Origin of the sequence: Streptomyces clavuligerus (genome assembly GCF_005519465.1) — a bacterium.
In the GTDB taxonomy this organism is placed as follows: Bacteria; Actinomycetota; Actinomycetes; order Streptomycetales; family Streptomycetaceae; genus Streptomyces; species Streptomyces clavuligerus.
Genome location: NZ_CP027858.1, coordinates 4,967,304 through 4,986,165, shown reverse-complemented (window position 1 = coordinate 4,986,165; position 18,862 = coordinate 4,967,304). Strand labels below are relative to the sequence as shown.

Annotated in this window: 16 protein-coding genes; 11 read left to right on the top strand and 5 right to left on the bottom strand. The window is 73.5% G+C overall.

What is annotated here, in order from left to right; all coding sequences use genetic code 11:
• Nucleotides 1–25: 25 nt before the first annotated feature.
• Nucleotides 26–1,387, bottom strand: a complete 1,362-nt coding sequence (locus CRV15_RS21005) for a glutamine synthetase family protein (protein ID WP_003956599.1) — start codon at nucleotides 1,385–1,387, stop codon at nucleotides 26–28.
• Between the two features lie 208 nt (nucleotides 1,388–1,595).
• Between CRV15_RS21005 and CRV15_RS21000 the strand changes: the two genes are divergently transcribed.
• The 4 genes from CRV15_RS21000 to CRV15_RS20985 all read left to right on the top strand — a co-directional run bounded on the left by CRV15_RS21000 (nucleotide 1,596) and on the right by CRV15_RS20985 (nucleotide 4,097).
• A complete protein-coding gene (locus CRV15_RS21000; RefSeq protein WP_009996011.1) occupies nucleotides 1,596–1,967 on the top strand; it encodes a hypothetical protein in 372 nt (123 codons plus the stop codon).
• A gap of 145 nt (nucleotides 1,968–2,112) precedes the next feature.
• Nucleotides 2,113–2,763 carry a thioredoxin-like domain-containing protein gene (locus CRV15_RS20995; RefSeq protein ID WP_003956601.1) on the top strand — a complete coding sequence of 217 codons (651 nt, stop codon included), beginning with the start codon at nucleotides 2,113–2,115 and terminating at the stop codon, nucleotides 2,761–2,763.
• Nucleotides 2,763–3,422 (top strand): DUF305 domain-containing protein, encoded by a 660-nt coding sequence (locus CRV15_RS20990; RefSeq protein WP_003960277.1) that lies wholly within the window; start codon nucleotides 2,763–2,765, stop codon nucleotides 3,420–3,422. Before CRV15_RS20995 ends, CRV15_RS20990 begins: the two co-directional genes overlap by 1 nt.
• A 255-nt stretch (nucleotides 3,423–3,677) precedes the next feature.
• Nucleotides 3,678–4,097 (top strand): CBS domain-containing protein, encoded by a 420-nt coding sequence (locus tag CRV15_RS20985; RefSeq protein ID WP_009996021.1) that lies wholly within the window; start codon nucleotides 3,678–3,680, stop codon nucleotides 4,095–4,097.
• 75 nt (nucleotides 4,098–4,172) lie between these two features.
• Here the strand turns inward: CRV15_RS20985 and CRV15_RS20980 are convergent, their stop codons facing one another.
• Nucleotides 4,173–4,382, bottom strand: coding sequence for a hypothetical protein (locus CRV15_RS20980; protein ID WP_129555065.1), 210 nt, complete (start codon nucleotides 4,380–4,382; stop codon nucleotides 4,173–4,175).
• 483 nt (nucleotides 4,383–4,865) lie between these two features.
• On the opposite strand from CRV15_RS20980, the gene CRV15_RS20975 reads away from it, so the two are divergent.
• The 3 genes from CRV15_RS20975 (at nucleotide 4,866) to CRV15_RS20965 (ending at nucleotide 8,941) form a co-directional block, all read left to right on the top strand.
• The gene (locus tag CRV15_RS20975) at nucleotides 4,866–5,279 is read left to right on the top strand and encodes a DUF6153 family protein (protein ID WP_003960280.1); all 414 of its coding nucleotides are present in this window, start codon (nucleotides 4,866–4,868) and stop codon (nucleotides 5,277–5,279) included.
• A gap of 70 nt (nucleotides 5,280–5,349) precedes the next feature.
• On the top strand, nucleotides 5,350–7,020 hold the full coding sequence (locus CRV15_RS20970) for a multicopper oxidase family protein (protein WP_003960281.1): 1,671 nt from the start codon (nucleotides 5,350–5,352) through the stop codon (nucleotides 7,018–7,020).
• 160 nt (nucleotides 7,021–7,180) lie between these two features.
• Nucleotides 7,181–8,941: an NAD+ synthase gene (locus CRV15_RS20965; protein ID WP_003960282.1), complete on the top strand. Its 1,761-nt coding sequence runs from the start codon at nucleotides 7,181–7,183 to the stop codon at nucleotides 8,939–8,941.
• 210 nt (nucleotides 8,942–9,151) lie between these two features.
• On the opposite strand, the gene CRV15_RS20960 is transcribed toward CRV15_RS20965, so the two are convergent.
• On the bottom strand, nucleotides 9,152–10,177 hold the full coding sequence (locus tag CRV15_RS20960; protein WP_003956608.1) for an endonuclease/exonuclease/phosphatase family protein: 1,026 nt from the start codon (nucleotides 10,175–10,177) through the stop codon (nucleotides 9,152–9,154).
• A 375-nt stretch (nucleotides 10,178–10,552) separates the two neighbouring features.
• Here CRV15_RS20960 and panB point away from each other — a divergent pair, with 375 nt between their 5' ends.
• The 3 genes from panB to CRV15_RS20945 all read left to right on the top strand — a co-directional run bounded on the left by panB (nucleotide 10,553) and on the right by CRV15_RS20945 (nucleotide 13,514).
• Nucleotides 10,553–11,413 (top strand): 3-methyl-2-oxobutanoate hydroxymethyltransferase, encoded by an 861-nt coding sequence (panB, locus tag CRV15_RS20955; RefSeq protein WP_003956609.1) that lies wholly within the window; start codon nucleotides 10,553–10,555, stop codon nucleotides 11,411–11,413.
• 215 nt (nucleotides 11,414–11,628) lie between these two features.
• Nucleotides 11,629–12,636, top strand: coding sequence for an ATP-binding cassette domain-containing protein (locus tag CRV15_RS20950; protein ID WP_003960284.1), 1,008 nt, complete (start codon nucleotides 11,629–11,631; stop codon nucleotides 12,634–12,636).
• A complete protein-coding gene (locus CRV15_RS20945) occupies nucleotides 12,633–13,514 on the top strand; it encodes an ABC transporter permease (protein ID WP_003956611.1) in 882 nt (293 codons plus the stop codon). The genes CRV15_RS20950 and CRV15_RS20945 overlap by 4 nt, the downstream gene beginning before the upstream one ends.
• Nucleotides 13,515–13,833: 319 nt before the next feature.
• Here the strand turns inward: CRV15_RS20945 and CRV15_RS20940 are convergent, their stop codons facing one another.
• A complete protein-coding gene (locus tag CRV15_RS20940; protein ID WP_009996023.1) occupies nucleotides 13,834–17,637 on the bottom strand; it encodes an AfsR/SARP family transcriptional regulator in 3,804 nt (1,267 codons plus the stop codon).
• Between the two features lie 139 nt (nucleotides 17,638–17,776).
• Here CRV15_RS20940 and CRV15_RS20935 point away from each other — a divergent pair, with 139 nt between their 5' ends.
• Complete coding sequence (locus tag CRV15_RS20935; protein ID WP_003956613.1) at nucleotides 17,777–18,580, top strand: site-2 protease family protein; 804 nt, start codon at nucleotides 17,777–17,779, stop codon at nucleotides 18,578–18,580.
• A gap of 65 nt (nucleotides 18,581–18,645) precedes the next feature.
• Here CRV15_RS20935 and CRV15_RS36000 read toward each other — a convergent pair whose 3' ends face one another.
• Complete coding sequence (locus tag CRV15_RS36000) at nucleotides 18,646–18,822, bottom strand: hypothetical protein (protein WP_009996025.1); 177 nt, start codon at nucleotides 18,820–18,822, stop codon at nucleotides 18,646–18,648.
• Between the last annotated feature and the right edge of the window lie 40 nt (nucleotides 18,823–18,862).

The window sequence follows — 18,862 nt, the reverse complement described above, 5'->3', positions numbered from 1 at the left end:
CCGGCCCCCGGCGCGCCCGGCGGGCTCAGAGCACCGGCAGATTCTTCCGCAGCTCGAACGCGGTGACCTCGGAGCGGTACTCCTCCCACTCCTGCTTCTTGTTGCGCAGGAAGAAGTCGAAGACATGCTCGCCCAGCGTCTCGGCGACCAGCTCGCTCCGCTCCATCAGGGAGATCGCCTCGCCCAGGTTCTGCGGCAGCGGCTCGATGCCCATGGCCCGGCGCTCGGCGTCGGAGAGCGCCCAGACGTCGTCGTCGGCGCCCGCGGGCAGCTCGTACCCCTGCTCGATGCCCTTGAGACCGGCGGCCAGCAGGACCGCGTACGTCAGATAGGGGTTGGCGCCGGAGTCGATGGAGCGCATCTCCACCCGCGAGGAGCCGGTCTTGCCCGGCTTGTACATCGGTACCCGGATCAGCGCGGAGCGGTTGTTGTGGCCCCAGCAGATGTACGAAGGTGCCTCACCGCCCGCGCCCGCGCTGCGGGCGGAGCCGCCCCAGATCCGCTTGTACGAGTTGACCCACTGGTTGGTGACGGCGGAGATCTCGGCGGCGTGCCGCAGCAGCCCGGCGATGAAGGACCGTCCCACCTTGGAGAGCTGGTACTCGGCCCCGGACTCGTAGAACGCGTTGCGGTCGCCCTCGAAGAGCGAGAGATGGGTGTGCATCCCGGAGCCGGGGTACTCGCTGAACGGTTTCGGCATGAAGGTGGCCTGTACGCCCTGCTCCAGCGCGACCTGCTTCATCACCAGCCGGAAGGTCATGATGTTGTCGGCGGTGGAGAGGGCGTCCGCGTACCGGAGGTCGATCTCCTGCTGGCCCGGCGCGCCCTCGTGGTGGCTGAACTCCACCGAGATGCCCATGGATTCGAGCATGGTGATCGCCTGCCGCCGGAAGTCCATGCCGACGTTCTGCGGGGTGTGGTCGAAGTAGCCGGAGTTGTCGGCGGGCACCGGGCGGGAGCCGTCGAGCGGCTTGTCCTTCAGCAGGAAGAACTCGATCTCGGGGTGGGTGTAGAAGGTGAAGCCGAGGTCCGACGCCTTCGCGAGGCCCCGCTTGAGGACATAGCGCGGGTCGGCGAAGGAGGGCGAGCCGTCCGGCATCAGGATGTCGCAGAACATCCGCGCGGTGCCGGGGGCCTCGGCCCGCCAGGGGAGGATCTGGAAAGTCCCGGGGTCCGGCTTGGCGATCATGTCGGACTCGTAGACGCGGGCGAAGCCCTCGATGGCCGAGCCGTCGAAGCCGATCCCTTCGTCGAACGCCTGTTCGAGTTCAGCGGGGGCCACCGCGACCGACTTCAGAAAGCCGAGCACATCCGTGAACCACAGGCGCACGAACCGGATGTCACGCTCCTCCAGCGTGCGGAGCACGAATTCCTGCTGCTTATCCATTTCCACCCATCCTTGCCGGTCAAGCCGCCTGCTCCGCCGAGCATCCCATCCACGGGTTTCCAGCACATTGCGAACCCGGCGCCGAGCCCCATTGTGGGTCAGCCGACCCCCGGGAAACGAGTCCGGAGGGCACCGGACCCGGGCCGTACGGCCGCCGGGGCGCCCCGTATGCGGTGCGGAACGGCGCCGCTCGCTACGATCTGCGGACATGGGGGGTAAGCCGTCCGGCCTCGGCGCGCAGATCCAGCGTCCCATGGCACTGCTGAGTGCCGTGGCGACGCTGCTCGGCGCGCTCTTCCTCTGTCTCGATCCGCCGGACGAGCACCATCGCCCCGGGATCACGCTGGACCCCGCCCGGCACTCCGCGCCCGCCTTCTCCTGTCCCAACGACAGGGGCGCCTGCGGACTGCTGCCGACGGTCTCCGCCGCGGTCCTGACCGCGCCGCCGCCGGACTCCCCCGCCGACCCGGGACACCGGCTGCCCCGGCTCGACCGGGACCCGGTGACCGGCGCGCCCACGGCCACACCCGCCCGGCCGCGCGCTCCCGATCTGCACGTCCTTCAGGTGCTGCGGACTTAAGGGCCCTGTCGTCCGGATGCCCCGCGGGGCCTCTTGCCGGACATCCGCGGGACGGGCCCGGTACCACCCGCGCCCTTGCCCCGCTCCGCCCGCCCTCCCGATCATTTGATCATTTCTTGGTCACCCCACGACGAAGGACGACACGATGGCTTCCCGTAAGACCAGCGACGACCGCCGCGCCCGTATCGAGGCCATGCGCAAGGCCGAGGCGTCCCGCGAGCGCCGCAACCGCCTGCTGACCATCTCCATCAGCGGTGTGATCGTGGCCGGGCTCGTCGGCTTCGGCGTCTATGTGCTGAACGAGGAGAACGAGGAGGACAAGCGCGAGGAGAAGCTGCTCGCGCAGCCGATATCCGGGATCAAGACCTGGGACGAGAAGAAGCTCGGCAACAACCACGTCGACCCGAAGCCCGTCACGTACGAGCAGACGCCCCCGGTCGGCGGCGACCACCACACCCGCTGGCTGAACTGCGACCGCAGCGTCTACAAGGAGCCGGTGCCGAACGAGAACGCGGTGCACTCGCTGGAGCACGGCGCGGTGTGGGTCACGTACAACGACAAGGCTCCCAAGGGCGATGTCGAGAAGCTGGAGAAGAAGGTCAAGGAGACCTCGTACTCCATGATCAGCCCGATCAAGGAGCAGCAGGGCGCGATCATGCTCTCGGCGTGGGGCAAGCAGCTCACCGTGGACAGCGCCGATGACGAGCGGGTCGAGCTGTTCTTCAAGAAGTACGTCCAGGGCCCGCAGACGCAGGAGCCCGGCGCCGCGTGCGCCGGTGGCGTGACGGCGAAGTGATGGCGATGACCCGGACCCACTGGGCCTCCATCGCGGCCGTCGTCCTGGCGCTGCTCTTCGCGGGCACCGCGACGGTGGTCGCGGCGGGCGGGGACGGCGAATCCGCGCACCCCGTGACCCCGGCGGCCGACTCCGCCGACGCCGGGTTCGCGCGGGACATGGCCATCCACCACCAGCAGGCGGTGGAGATGTCGTTCATCGTGCGCGACCTCACCGACGACGAGGACGTCCGCACACTGGCGTACGACATCGCCAACACCCAGGCCAACCAGCGCGGCATGATGCACGGCTGGCTGAGCCTGTGGGAGCTGCCGAAGGTCGACCCCGGCCAGAAGCCGATGGCGTGGATGGCGGAGGCGGGCGGCGCGCACGCGGGGCACGCGCGGGGGGCCGGGGACGGCGCCCTGATGGCGGGCATGGCGACGCCCGAGCAGATGGAGCGGCTGAAGAAGCTCAAGGGCAGGGCCGCGGAGACCGAGTTCCTCCAGCTCATGATCGTCCACCACAACGCCGGTGCCGACATGGCCCAGGGCTGTGTGGATCTGTGCGAGGTCGACACCCAGAAGTCGCTGGCGCAGACCATGGTCAACGGGCAGCGCTCCGAGGTCGAGCTGATGGTGGGCATGCTCAAGGAGCGCGGGGCCCAGGTCCGCACCTGAGGCCCGTGCGCCCTTGGGCCCCCGGCCCGCTCAGCCGTCCGCCCCGGTCAGCCGTCAGGCTCCGGGGCGGACGGCTGTCCGGGGGCGGTCACGGACGGGTGTCCAGGGGTGGTTTCGGGGAGCGTCTCCGGAGTGGGGTGCACGAGGCCGGTGGGGCAGGTGGGGTTTGGGGCGCGGCGGTCGCGGTACTCCGGAGAACGCGGGACCCATCGGGTCGCGCGCCGACCGCCGACGGCCGAGGAGGTTCGACCGACCATGACCACCGCCAAGGACATCATGCACGCCGGGGCCCAGTGGATCCCCGCGCACGAGACGCTCGACCGGGCCGCGCAGCTCATGCGCGAGCTGGGGGTGGGCGCACTGCCGATCGCCGACTCGAACGAGCGGCTGTGCGGCATCCTCACCGACCGGGACATCGTGGTGGGCTGTGTCGCCGTGGGCCACGACCCGTCGAAGGTCACGGCCGGGGATCTGGCCCGGGGGACACCGCGCTGGATCGACGCGGGCTCCGGGGTCGAGGACGTGCTCCAGGAGATGGAGGGGCACCAGATCCGGCGGCTGCCGGTGATCGAGAACAAGCGGCTGGTGGGGATGATCAGCGAGGCCGATCTGGCCCGGCATCTCTCGGACGAGCAGCTTGCGGGGTGGGTGGAGCGGGTGTACGCGGCGAGGTGACCGGGGCGGGCGGCACGGTTCGGCGCGGCCGGGCGCCGAGCACCGCGCCGGCCACCGCGTCCGGCCGGTCCGGCATCAGCGGATGGACCGCCGGGGCGATCTCGTCGAACCGCGCGCCCGGTTCAGGGCGGGCGCCCGCCGCCGGGCGGTCCACCGCCGTCCGCCCTCGGTCGCGGCGAGGACCGTGACCGGCACGCCGGGCAGCGGCCGGTCCTGGCGCAGCGCCAGAACCTCGGCGGCGAGGGCCCGGTGGCGGGCGTTCTCCAGGAGTGCGCCGCGGGCCACCCGTGGGGTGGTGCGACAGCGGCGGACGAGCGCGGCGGGCGCCGGGCCCCGCCCCCGGGCACGGGAGGACCGGAGGGCCGCGCGCCGGACGCCGGGCCCCATCCCGGGCACGGGAGGACCGGAGGGCCGCGCGCCGGACGCCGGGCCCCATCCCGGGCACGGCAGGACCGGAGGGCCGCACACCGGACGGACGGGCCGAGCGCGGCGGACAGCGCCAGGCGCGACGGGCCGAGCGCGGCGGACAGCGCCAGGCGCGGAGCGCCCGGCCGAGGGCGCGGGCCGCGGCGGTGCGCAGGGCGCCCGTTCCGCCGGTGACTCCTGCGCCGCCATCAGCCCGCCGCCCTCGCTGTCCGCCTCCGCCGCCGTGCCGGGGACCCGCGCGGGCGCTCCCCGTCAGCCTGACGACGAAGACCGCCAAAGCCCCGGGCGGCGGCCGTGCCCGGACGGTGCGCACCCCTCGCACGCATACCCGGTGGGGGTAGTATGCGGATCATGATGTGGGGCCGGAGCGGACGCGCGGGGCAGTTGCTGCTGCTCGTCGCGCTGCTGTTCGGCCTCGGCACGATGCACACGGTGGGCCATCCGTCCCCGGACCGCGTCCAGGGGCACCACGGCAGCGTCCCGGCGCCCGGCGCGCACGCCCCCGGCGGGATCGCGGCGTCCACGGCGGCGCGGACGGACGGCCCGGAACCGGGGGCCGGGCACGGCATGGACCCGGCGCTGGTCTGTCTCGCCGTGCTCGGCGCGTACGGCGTCGCGCTGCTCGTCGTCGGCCTGCGGCGGCGGGCACGGGCCCTGGCGGCCCGGGTGCGGCGGGTCCGGCCCACCGGCGCGGAGGGCCCCCGGGCGCCGCCGCCGCGCGAGGTGCTCACCCGCCTGTCGGTCCTGCGGATCTAGGAGCCGTGCCCCGTCCCGGGGCGCACGGCCGATCAGATCCGTCCACGACCACCCGAAGGTGCACTTCGTCATGCGCACGCACATCACTCGCCGCTCCCTCGTGGGAGCCTCCCTCGCCCTCGCCGGGACCGGGGCCCTCGCCGCCTGCTCCGGATCGGACTCCGGGGGCGGCGGCCACGCGGGCCACGGCTCCCCCGGCGGGAAGTCCGCCGCCCCGGACGCCAAGGGCGCCCGGGACCCGGGGCGGCTCAAGGACTTCGTCTCCCCCGGCGGCCCGGAGGTCCGGGCCGCCGAGGCGAAGCGGGCCGGTGGCCCCGAGCGCAGGGTGCGGCTGACCGCCACCCCCGCCACGCTGGAGCTGGGCGGCGGCCTGACGGTCCGCTCCTGGGCGTACGGGGACCGGCTCCCCGGCCGGGAGGTCCGGGCCACCGCCGGGGACACCCTCGCCCTCACCCTCGCCAACAACCTGCCCGAGTCGACCTCCCTGCACTGGCACGGCCTGGCGCTGCGCAATGACATGGACGGCGTCCCCGGCCTCACCCAGCGGCCCATCGCGGCGGGCGCGGAGTTCACCTACCGCTTCGCCCTGTCCGACCCGGGCACCTACTGGTTCCACCCCCACTCCGGCGTCCAGCAGGACCGGGGGCTGTACGCGCCGCTGATCGTCGAGGACCCGAAGGAACCCCTGGCGTACGACAAGGAGTGGGTGATCGTCCTGGACGACTGGGTCGACGGTGTCGACGGCTCCACCCCCGACGCGGTCCTCGCCGAGCTGAGCGAGGGTATGGGCATGGGCATGGGCGAGGGCGAGGGCACGGGCGGCGGCGGGCACGAGGGCCACGGCGGCATGGCCCCGATGTCCGCGCGGGAGAACCCCGGCGACCCGAAGGGCCCGTCCCGGATGATGATGGGCGCGCGGAGCGATCTGCTCGGCGGGGACGCCGGTGACGTCGCCTATCCGCACTACCTCGTCAACGGCCGCACGCCGAAGGACCCGGAGGTCTTCACCGCGAGGCCCGGCGACCGCATCCGGCTGCGGATCGTCAACGCGGGCGGCGATACCGCCTTCCGGGTCGCCCTCGGCGGCCATGAGCTGACCGTCACCCACACGGACGGGTTCCCGGTGCGGCACGCGCGCACCGACGCCCTGCTGCTGGGCATGGGCGAGCGCTACGACGTCCTCGTGACGGCGGGCGACGGGGTCTTCCCGTTCACCGCTGTCGCCGAGGGCAAGGGCGCGTCCGCGCTCGCAGTGCTCCGCACCGGCGGCGGCTCCCCGCCCGGCGCGCGGACCCGGCCCCGGGAGCTGTCCCGGCGGCTGCTGACCGCCGACCGGCTGCGCGCCGACGACTCCGTGGCCCTGCCCCGCCGCACGCCGGACCGCACCGTCGGGATCGAGCTGACGGGCGGGATGGCGGCGTACGACTGGGCCTTCGACGGCACGCCCTGGGCCGGCGGCGCGCCCCGGTACGAGGTCCGCTCCGGGGAGCGGGTGCGGCTGGTCTTCCGCAATACGACCACCATGTGGCACCCGCTCCATCTGCACGGGCACACCTTCGCCCTGGGGGACACCCCGGGAGGGGCCCGCAAGGACACGGCGGTGATCCTGCCGAACGGCCGGCTGACCGCCGACTTCGACGCCGACAACCCGGGCCTGTGGATGATCCACTGCCACAACGTCTACCACGCGGAGGCGGGGATGATGACGGCCTTCGGCTACCGGCGGGAGCGCGGCGCCTGAGCCGCGGCCCCGCGCCCGCGCCGCCCCGGGGCGGCGCGGGCGCGGGGCGCCTCTCGGCGGCCGGACGGGGCGTCCCGCTCCCCCGCCCCGGGCCCGGACGTGGGGCGCCCCACATCGCCGCACGGCACATCGCGTCAGAGAGACGATTAGACTGGGGGCCGTGCCTCAACTACGTCTCGCCCTGAATCAGATCGACTCGACCGTCGGCGATCTCTCCGGCAACGCCGAGTCGATCGTGCGCCGGACCCGGCACTCCGCCGAGCAGGGTGCCCACCTCGTCGCCTTCCCCGAGATGGCGCTGACCGGCTACCCCGTGGAGGACCTGGCCCTGCGCGCCTCCTTCGTGGCGGCGTCCCGGGCCGCGCTGCTGGCGCTGGCCGTCCGCCTCGCGGACGAGGATCTGGGCGAGCTGCCGGTGATCGTCGGCTATCTCGACCGCTCCGAGGCCGCCCAGCCCACGTACGGCCAGCCCGCCGGAGCCCCGCGCAACGCCGCCGCCGTGCTGCACCGGGGCGAGGTGGTGCTCAGCTTCGCCAAGCACCATCTGCCCAACTACGGCGTCTTCGACGAGTTCCGCTACTTCGTCCCCGGGGACACCCTCCCGGTGATCCGGGTGCACGGCGTCGACGTGGCCCTCGCCATCTGCGAGGACCTGTGGCAGGACGGCGGCCGGGTGCCCGCCGCCCGCTCCGCCGGGGCCGGGCTGCTGATCTCCATCAACGCCTCGCCCTATGAGCAGAACAAGGACGACACCCGGCTGGAGCTGGTCCGCAAGCGGGCCCAGGAGGCCGGGTGCACCACCGCCTATCTGGCGATGATCGGGGGCCAGGACGAGCTGGTCTTCGACGGGGACTCGATCGTGGTCGACGCGTCCGGCGAGGTCGTCGCGCGGGCCCCGCAGTTCTCCGAGGGCTGTGTCGTCCTCGATCTGGAGCTGCCCGCCGCCGCCCCCGGGATCCCCTCCGGGATCGTGGACGACGGGCTGCGCATCGACCACGTGGTCGTCTCCGCCGACCCGCTGCCCTCCTACGACCCGGAGCTGACCGGGGGCTACGCCGAGCGCCTCGACGACGACGAGGAGGTGTACTCGGCCCTCGTCGTGGGACTGCGCGCCTACGCCGCGAAGAACGGCTTCCGCTCGGTCCTCATCGGGCTCTCCGGCGGCATCGACTCCGCGCTGGTCGCGGCCATCGCCTGCGACGCGGTCGGCGCGCAGAACGTGTACGGCGTCTCCATGCCGTCCAAGTACTCGTCCGAGCACTCCAAGGACGACGCCGCCGAGCTGGCCCGGCGCACCGGGCTCCACTTCCGTACCGTGTCGATCGAGCCCCTGTTCGACGCGTACATGGGCTCGCTCGCGCTGACGGGGCTCGCCGAGGAGAACCTCCAGTCGCGGCTGCGCGGCACCCTGCTGATGGCCGTCTCCAACCAGGAGGGGCACATCGTGCTCGCGCCGGGCAACAAGTCCGAGCTGGCCGTGGGCTACTCCACGCTGTACGGGGACTCGGTGGGCGCGTACGGGCCGATCAAGGACGTCTACAAGACGACGGTGTTCCGGCTGGCGCACTGGCGCAACCGGGCCGCCGAGGAGCGCGGCCAGACCCCGCCCATCCCCGAGGCGTCGATCACCAAGCCGCCGAGCGCGGAGCTGCGCCCGGGGCAGATGGACACGGACTCGCTGCCCGACTACGACGTCCTCGACCGGATTCTGGAGCTGTACGTCGACCGCGACCAGGGCAAGGAGGCGATCGTCGCCGCCGGGTTCGACGAGGAGCTGGTGACGAGGACGCTGCGGCTGGTCGACACCGCCGAGTACAAGCGGCGGCAGTACCCGCCGGGGACGAAGATCTCGGCGAAGGGCTTCGGCAAGGACCGCAGGCTGCCGATCACCAACCGCTGGCGGGAGACGACCGGCCACTGAGCCGCCCCGGCGCGGCGTGCGCCGACCGCCGATCGGCCGGCTGCCCGTGCCCGAAGTCCCCGGTGCTCCCCTGCGGAGCCCGGGGACTTCCCCGTTCCCGAGGACCGGTCCACCGGAGCCGTCGACGAGGACCGTTCGCGAAGGAACGTTCCCGGAGAAACGTTCACGAGCGACCGTTCGGCAGAGCTGTGCGGGAGCGGTTCGCGCCGGTCAGAGACCGATCCGTGCCGCTATCGGCAGATGGTCGCTCCCGGTGCGCGGCAGGGTCCACGAGGAGACCGGCTCGACGCCCTTGACCATGATCTGGTCGATCCGCGCCATCGGGAAGGACGCGGGCCAGCTGAAGCCGAAGCCGTCGCCCGCCGCGCCCTGCGTGGAGCGCATCTGGGAGGTGACGGCGCCGAGCGCGCGGTCGTTCATGGTGCCGTTGAGGTCCCCGAGCAGCACCACCCGCTCCACGCCCTCCCGGGAGATCGCCTTCCCCAGCGCGTCGGCGCTCTGGTCCCGCTGGCCCGCCGTGAAGCCCGCCCGCAGTTTCACCCGCACCGACGGCATATGGGCCACATAGACGGCGACCTCGCCCTTCGGTGTGAGGACGGTGGAGCGCATGGCCCGGGTCCAGCCCAGGCCGATGTTCACGGGCCTGGTGTCCCGCAGCGGGTACTTGCTCCACAGGCCGACGGTGCCCTGTACCGAGTGGTACTTGTAGGTGGCGGAGAGGGCCTTCGCGTAGACACGGCCCTGCCCCTGGGCGACCTCCTGGAGCGCCAGCACGTCCGCGCCGGACGCGGCGACGTCGCGGGCGGTCTTCACCGGGTCCGGGTTCTGCGCGTTCACATTGTGGGAGGCGACCGTCAGATCGCCGCCGCCCGACGACTTGTCGAAGAGCAGCCCGCCGAAGAGGTCGAGCCACACGGCGAAGGGCAGCACCAGCGCGAGCAGCGCGGTGGCGGAGCGCCGCCAGAGCGCGGCGGCGAGCAGCAGGGGCAGGAGGACCAGGCCGAACCAGGGCAGGAAGGTCTCGTTCAGCGAGCCCACGTTGCCGTAGCGGTTGGGGATCTGTCCATGAAGCCCCATCACCAGGGCGAGGAGCACGGCGCACAGGGCGAGGACGGCGCCCCGCCGCCAGACGCCCCGGTCCGTGCGGAGCCGGGTGAGCAGACGGCTGAACCGGGAGCCGGTGGCGGGGGCCTCCACATCGCTGGTCCCGGTCTCCGTCGTGAACGTCTGTGCCATGGAGCTGTCCCTTACACCTTGCTGCCGTCACACAAGCCTCGCGGAAGACCCTAGGCGATGACGGTACTTGCCGTGCCGCCCCGGGGGGGCGGTCGTTCTGTGCCCATGACGAGAGGATGACGTGCACGGTTCCTCGCATCAGACCATGTGGGGAAGGTGTGATCAAATGCGCACGACCGGGACGCGGGCGGGACGCCGCCGCTCCCCGGCCCCGTGCGGCGGCGGCACGGCCCGGCACAGCGTGCCGTGTCCGCCCGGGAACCCTCGGTCACCGCGGAGGGCCCCTTCCCCGTAGTCGGCACGAAGTGCCACCATGGAAGCAAGTCCGGGGACGCCGTCAGGGCGCCACGAGATGATCATAAGGAGCCGTTAGCCATGACGCTTCAGGCTGCCCGAAAGCCCGCCGACAGCAGCAAGGCGCTGTACGGCGGTAAGGGCACCCGCCGCATCACCGTCCATGACATCGCCGCCGCCAAGGAGCGCGGCGAGAAGTGGCCGATGCTCACCGCGTACGACGCCATGACCGCATCCGTGTTCGACGAGGCCGGGATCCCGGTGATGCTCGTCGGCGACTCCATGGGGAACACCCACCTCGGCTACGACACCACCGTGCCGGTCACCATGGACGAGATGACCCTGCTCTCCGCCGCCGTGGTCCGGGGCACCCAGCGGGCGCTCGTCGTCGGGGACCTCCCCTTCGGTTCGTACCAGGAGGGCCCCGTACAGGCCCTGCGCAACGCTACCCGGCTGGTCAAGGAGGCCGGGGTGGGCGCGGTCAAGCTGGAGGGCGGCGAGCGCTCGCTGCCGCAGACCGAGCTGCTCGTCGAGGCCGGGATTCCGGTCATGAGCCATCTGGGGCTGACCCCGCAGTCCGTGAACACCATGGGCTACCGGGTCCAGGGCCGCAGCGACGAGGCCGCGCACCGGCTGCTGCGGGACGCCAAGGCGGCCCAGGAGGCGGGTGCCTTCGCGGTCGTCCTGGAGCTGGTCCCGGCGGAGCTGGCCGCCGAGGTCACCCGCTCGCTGCACATCCCCACCATCGGCATCGGGGCCGGTCCCGGCACCGACGCCCAGGTACTGGTCTGGACCGATATGGCGGGCCTGACCGGCGGCCGGGTGCCGCGCTTCACCAAGCAGTACGCCGATCTGCGGCGGGCCCTGGGCGACGCGGCGAAGGCGTTCGCCGACGATGTCGTCGGCGGGGCGTTCCCGCAGGAGGAGCACACCTTCCACTGACGGGTCCCTCCGGTCCGGGCGACCCGCCCGGACCGGGCATCCGTCCACCGGGCCGGACACCCCGAGCGGACCCGGCCCGGCCGGTACCACCGCCGCACCACGGCAGCCCGCCGACACTCCCCCCATCGGCGGGCTGTCGGCCGTCCCCGGCCGCCGTACCGCGCCTGTCGGCGGGACGTCGGCGAGCTGTCGGCGGCACCCCCCAAGGTGGGGGCATGACACACCACGGGAACAGGCCCGGCGGGGGCGGCCCTCCCGCCATCCGGGTACGGGGCATCGTCAAACGCTATGGCTCGACCACCGCTCTGGACGGCGTCGACCTCGACGTCCACGAGGGCACCGTCCTCGGAGTACTCGGCCCCAACGGCGCCGGGAAGACCACTCTGGTCCGCACGCTCGCCACCCTGATCGAACCGGACGAGGGCTCCGCGACGGTCGCCGGGTACGACGTGCTCCGCCAGCCCCGGGAGCTGCGCCGGGTGATCGGGCTCACCGGCCAGTACGCGTCGGTGGACGAGAAGCTGTCCGGCTGGGAGAACCTCTACATGATCGGGCGGCTGCTCGATCTCTCCCGCCGGGACGCGCGCCGCCGCGCCGACGAGATGCTGGAGCGCTTCTCCCTCACCGAGGCCGCCAAGCGGCCCCCCATGACCTACTCGGGCGGTATGCGCCGCCGTCTCGACCTGGCCGCGTCGATGGTCGGCCGGCCCTCCGTGCTCTATCTGGACGAGCCGACGACCGGGCTCGACCCCCGGACCCGCAACGAGGTCTGGGACGAGGTCGGCCGCATGGTCGGGGAAGGCGTGACCGTGCTGCTCACCACGCAGTACATGGAGGAGGCGGAACGGCTCGCGGACGAACTGACCGTGATCGACCGGGGCCGGGTGATCGCGGGCGGCAGGGTGGACGAGCTGAAGGCGAGGGTCGGCGGCCGGACCCTCCAGATCCGCCCCAGCGACCGGGCGGAACTCCCCGCGATGGCACGGGCCCTGAGGGAGTCGGGCCTCGACGGGGCGGCCGGGGTCGGCGTCGACGAGAAGGAGGGGCAGCTCTCCGTCACCATCCTCGCCGATGTCCAGCTCACCGCCGTGGTGGGGCTGCTGGCCGACCACGGCTTCGAGATAGCGCACATCGCCACCGAACTGCCCAGCCTGGACGAGGTGTTCCTGGCGATCACCGGGGCACCGGCGGACGGTCCGAAGGTCCAGGAGGCCGCGGTATGAGCATCCACACCGACACCCGCACGGCGCCGCCCTCGGGCCCGGCCGAGGGCGGGGGCGCGGGCACGCGCGAGACGCGAGGGGCGGTTGTCCCGGCGGGCGAGGGCCGCATCCGGCCGCGCGCCCATCTGCGGCACATCGGCGCGCTGGTGCGCCGCAACACGCTCCAGATCAAGCGCAACCCCGAGTCGATGGCCGACGCCCTGCTGATGCCGATCGTCTTCACCCTGCTCTTCGTCTTCGTCTTCGGCGGCGCGATCTCCGGCCAGGGGAACCGGGACGCCTATGTGAACTACGTCGTCCCCGGGCTGATGGCGATGATGGGCCTCTCCATCGCGATGGCGGTGGGCGCCGGGATCAACGACGATGTCGGCAAGGGGGTCATGGACCGCTTCCGGTCCATGCCGATCGCCCGCTCCTCGGTGCTGATCGCCAAGGTGGTGGTCGAGCTGGCGCGGATGGCGGTCGCGATGGTCATCCTGCTGGCGATGGGCTTCGCGCTGGGGCTGGACGTCAAGACCTCCGCGCTGCATCTGCTCGCGGCGATGGGGCTCTCGCTGCTCTTCGGGGCGTCCCTGGTGTGGATCTTCATTCTGCTGGGGCTCTCGGTGAAGACCCCGCAGGAGGTCCAGGGGCTGGGTGTCCTGGTGGTGCTGCCGCTCCAGTTCGGCTCGTCGATCTTCGCCCCGCCGTCGACCATGCCCGGCTGGCTGGAGACCTTCACCGAGTACAACCCGCTCTCGAATCTCGCGGACGCGGCCCGCGCCCTGGTCAACGGCGGGGAGCTGGCCGGTCCCGTCACCTGGACGCTCGGCTGGGCGGTGGCGATCACCGTGATCACGGCCCCACTGGCGGTCGCCCGTTTCTGCCGCAAGAGCTGAAGGCTGCTTCTTTGTGGCTCGGTTCGCCTCCGGGACGCTGAAGCGTCTGCCGACGGTCGACCGTGCTCGCCCGCTCGTTCCTCACGGGCTCCGCGCGCTCTCCACTTTCGGCAGCCACGCGCCCCTTCGGCTCACTCGCCCCGGGGTGCGGGCAAACGCCCGGCTCAGGGACGGGGTGCGGAGCCATCGTCCGGCCCGGGAGAGAGGCGGAGGCGTACCCCCTTCGGCTCACGCGCCCCGGGACGAGGGGGGAGGACCGTTCGGTGGGAGAGGGCTCCGTGCTCTCTCCCCCGGGCGAGCGGGTCGCAGGGGACCAGGATCAAATGAGGTCGGCGGCCTCCTCGGCGGAGAGGGCACGGCCCTCCGTGTACGCGCGGTCGTACGCCGCGTCGTCGAGGACCGCCCGTACCTCCGCCTCGCTCGCCTCCCGGGCGGCGCACTCGTACGAGGTGGCGAGGTGCTCCTCGGGCAGCCGGGCGTCGGACGCCCCCAGCAGCCGGGCCGCGTCCATGGCCCGCTCGGGCCGCATCCTGGTCATCGTCTGGGCGATCGTCACCAGATGGACCGAGGCGAGCTGGGGGGCGACCATGGTGGCCAGCGGGCCCCGGGCCAGGTCCAGCGCCTCCCGGCCCCGCGCGAGCGAGTCCTCCAGCTCTCCGTCGAGGAAGTCCAGCCAGGCGAGAAAGCCCTTCACCATGCCCTCGAAGATCGCCAGACTGCTGGACCCGAACTGGTCGAGCAGCGGAACGATCATGGCGCGGGCCTCGGCGACGCGGTCGGTGCGGCCGAGCCAGAGGGCGAGGAAGATCCGGGCCACGGCGGTGCACTCGTTGGCCGTGCCCTCGTACTCGGCCAGCGCCCCGCGCAGCAGTGCCTCGCCGCGCTCCTCCTCGCCGAGTTCGAGCAGCAGCCCGCCGAGCCGGGCGCGGAGCACCCCCGCCTGGAAGTCGGCGCCGATCTCCTCGGCGTATCCGATGGCCACGGTGAAGTCGTCGGCGGCCTGCCGGTGCCGCCCGGCCCGCTCATGTCCCTCGCCGCGCGCGGACAGGGACTCGGCCACCCCCCAGAGGTCGCCGATCCGGGTGAACGCGGCCAGCGCCTCGTCGGCGTCCCGGGCCGCGTCCCCGGCCCAGTGGCTGCGGTTGGCGAGCACATTGGCCCGCATCTGGAGCGCGTACGCCAGCTCCCACTCGTTCCCGAACCGGCGGCAGGCGCCAACGGTCTCGTCGAGCATCTCCAGCAGGGCGTCGCCGTCGCCCGACACGACAAGGGCGAAGAACCAGAAGAAGCCCGGGGGGCGGCAGGTCTGCGGCAGTCCCGGGCGGTACACCTGGGCCACCCGGGTCAGCCGGACGAGGTGTTCGTCGTCGGTCCACTGGCCGACGACGACGTTCATATAGACGAGCTGGAGCAGACCGACCCCCCGGCGGGCCTCCGCCAGCAGTTCGGGGCTCATGGGCGGGGGCGCGTCCAGGAGCCGTTCGTGCACGGGCGGCGCGACGGTGAGGGGCAGCGCGAAGGGGTCCGGGCCGAGCGTCGTGACCTGGGAGGTCCAGTACCTGCCCTCGGCCCGCAGATCGCGTATGTGCCAGTACCAGGCGAGGCCGAGCACCATGCACAGGGCCTCCTGCTCGTCCCGCGCGGCGACCGCCCGGCGCAGGGCCGTGCGCAGGTTCTCGTACTCGGTGCCCAGCACCTCGATGGCGGCGAGCTGTCCGGCGCCGCGCAGCAGCGGGTCCGTGGTGCGGGCGAGTTCGCGGTAGTGGACGAGGTGGCGGCGTTCGGTGGCCGGGCGGTCCCCGGCCTCGTCGAGCCGGGTGGACGCGTACTCGGCGACGGTTTCGAGGAGGCGGTAGCGCATGGCGCCGCCGGGGCCCACGGGGGCGGCGAGGACGAGGGACCTGTCGACGAGGGAGCCGAGCAGTTCGGCGATGTCCTGGGCGCCGGGGGCGCCGTCCGGGGCGGTCTCCGCGCAGACGGCCTCGGCCGCCGTGAGGTCGCAGCCGCCCGCGAAGACGGAGAGCCTGCGCAGGACGGCCCGTTCGGGCCCGTCCAGCAGTTCCCAGGACCAGTCGACGACCGCGCGGAGGGTCTGCTGCCGGGGCAGTGCGGTGCGGCTGCCGCTCGTCAGCAGCCGGAACCGGTCGTCGAGACGGTCGGCTATCTGGCGCGGGGCGAGCATCCTCAGCCGGGCGGCGGCCAGTTCGATGGCGAGCGGCAGTCCGTCGAGCCTGCGGCAGATCTCGGCGCAGGCGTCGGGGTCGTCCTCGACGCGGAAGCCGGGACGGGCCTGGGCGCCGCGTTCGGCGAGCAGCCGCAGCGCGGTGGGCGCGGGCAGCGGTTCGACGGGCCGCACCAGCTCGCCGGGGATGCCGAGGGGTTCCCTGCTGGTGGCGAGGACGGTGAGCCCGGGGCAGCTTTCGAGCAGCCGCTCGGCGAGGGTGGCCGCCGCGGCCACGAGGTGTTCGCAGTTGTCGAGGACGAGCAGCATCCGGCGCCGGGCGCAGTACTCGGTGAGCAGGTCGAGCGGGTCGTCGGAGTGCCGTTCGGCGGCGCGCAGCTCCTCGGAACCGGCGCCGCGCAGCCGGGTCTGGCGGGCGCCTAGGGCGGTGAGCACGGCCTCGGCGACGGCGTCGGGGTCGTCGACGGGGGCGAGTTCGGCCATCCACACGCCGTCCGGGGTACGGTCGGCGAGCCGGTCGGCGACCTCCACGGAGAGCCGGGTCTTGCCGGAGCCGCCGGGGCCGAGCAGGGTGACGAGCCGCGCCCCGCGCAGATCGGCCCGCAGGGTCTCCATGTCGGCCTCCCTGCCGACGAACGAGGTGAGCCGGGCCCGCAGATTGCCCCGCGCGGCCTGCCGCGCGGGCACCGGCCCGGCGGCGGGGTCCCGGCCGTGCTCGCCCGGCCCGCCCGCGCCACCGTCCGCGGGGGCGGCCGGGCCGCCGGACATCCGGCCGTACCCGCCGTGGGCGTCCCCGGCGGCAGACCGCCCGTACCAACCGTCCGAGCCGGACACGCCGCCCCGCGCACCCCCGTCCGGACCCCCGGCAGCCGACGGGCCACCCGACACCGGGCCGTACCCACCGCCGTGGGCGTCCCCGGCGGCAGACCGCCCGTACGAGCCCTCCGGACCGGACACACCGTCCCGCTGCCGGGCGGACCCATCGGGTCCACGCCCGTGCTCGCCGGGGAACACCGCACCGTGCGGACCGCCGTGCGCGGTGCCGGGGCCGGGCGCGGTACCCGGGGGCACGGCCCCGGACAGCGCGCCGGGCGCGGGGGCGCCCCGCTCGTGGCCCGGGCCGCCGGGCCCGCGGCCCGGTCCGCCGTAGGCGTCCGCGACGCCCGGGACAGCGCCCCGCGGGCCGCCGGGGCCGGGCGGGGGTCCGGCGGGCGGCGGGGCGGGCGCGGTCAGCAGGGTGCGGTGGAGGGTCTGGAGCGGGGCCGAGGGGCCGGTGCCCAGTTCGTCGGCGAGCCGGCGGCGGAAGTCCTCGTAGGCGGCCAGCGCCTCGGCCGGGCGGCCCAGCGCGCGCAGGGCGGTGAGGCGCAGGGCCTGGAGCGACTCGTCGATCGGGCGGTCCGCGCAGAGCGCCGTCAGCTCCGGCAGCGCCTCCTCGGCCCGGCCCAGGGCGAGGGCCGCCGCCAGCCGGGTGCGCCGGGCGTCGAGGCGCCGGGACTCCCAGCGGGCCGCCGGTGCCGCCCGGTCCGGCAGATCCGCGAGGACGGGCCCGCGCCACAGCTCCAGCGCCTCGTCCAGGAGGTCCGCCGCCTTGGCCGCGTCCCCGGCCTCGAAGGCCCGTACGCCCTCGCCCGCCAGCCGGTCGAAGCGGTGCAGATCCACGTCGTCGGCGTCGGCCCGCAGCCGGTACCCGCCCGCGACGGACTCCACCGCCTCCCGTCCGATGGCCCGGCGCAACCGCCCCACCAGCGCCTGCACCGCGCCCGGTGTGTCCTCCGGCGGTTCCTCGTCCCAGATCTCGGCCGCGATCAGGCCGACCGTGACGGGCCGGCCGGGCCGCAGCGCCAGTACGGTCAGCAGCGCGCGCAGCCGGGCGCCCCCGGGCGCGGTCGCGGTGCCGTCGTCGTGGACGACCTGTGTGGTGCCGATCAAGGAGAAGCGCACCCCGCCATTGTCCCCTCATCGCGCCCCGGCCCCGGGCGCGGTCCGCGGGCCGGAACGGGCGCGCACCGTGCCCGCCGGGCCCGTACCGCCCCCTGTACGGTCGTTCCGCACGCCCTTCCGGCCCTCAGGAGTCGCCGCCATGCCCACCACCTCCCGTTCCGGCGACCGGCGCGTCAGCCCGGTCTTCCTCGGCATCGTCGCCGTCATGGCGGTCACGGGCTGGGCGGTGTGGAGCGACTTCGCCGCGTCGCCGGGGCTCGCGGTCTTCCTCTTCGTCACCTCGGCCTGGATCGTCTCGCTCTGTCTGCACGAGTACGCGCACGCCCGCACGGCGCTGCACAGCGGTGATCTGTCCATCGCCGACAAGGGGTATCTGACGCTCAACCCGCTGCGCTACACGCACACCCTGCTGAGCTTCGTGCTGCCGGTGCTCTTCGTGATCCTCGGCGGTATCGGTCTGCCCGGCGGCGCGGTCTTCATCGACCACGGCCGGATTCGGGGCCGCTGGCGGCACAGTCTGATCGCGGCGGCGGGCCCGCTGACGAACGTGCTCTTCGCGGTGGTGTGCACGGCGCCGTTCTGGCTGGGCGCGCTGGACGGCGTACCGAATCTCTTCCGGTACGCGCTGGCGTTCCTCGCCCTGCTCCAGGTGACGGCGGCGCTGCTGAACCTGCTGCCGGTGCCGGGCCTGGACGGGTACGCGGTGATCGAGCCCTGGCTGTCGTACCGGATCCGCCGCCAGGTCGAGCCGATCGCCCCGTTCGGTCTGCTGCTGGTCATCGCGGTGCTGTTCATCCCGGAGGTGAACGGGGCCTTCTTCGGGGTGGTGGACGATCTGCTGCGCGCGCTGGGCGTGGAGCCGGGCGACCGCGCCTGCGGTGAGGAGTTCTACCGTTTCTGGGCGGGAACGGACCCGCTCTGCACCGCGCTGACGACCTTCTGAGCCACCGCTGACGACCTTCTGGACCGCCGGGGACCGGTCGGGCCGGTCCCGGGGGGGCGGGGGCCTCAGCCCGCGGCCCGCTCCAGCTTGGCCTTGCGGTAGTAGTACCAGGCCATGTTGGAGGAGAGACCGGCGACCAGCACCCAGACGATCCCGATCCACATGCCCTGGGTGAAGGAGAGCACGGCGGCCACGACGGCGAGCGCGCAGACGGCGATGGCGAAGAGAGCGAGGCGGGGCATGGGGTGTGGCTCCTGTCGGGGGGTTTGTCCGTCCCGTTCA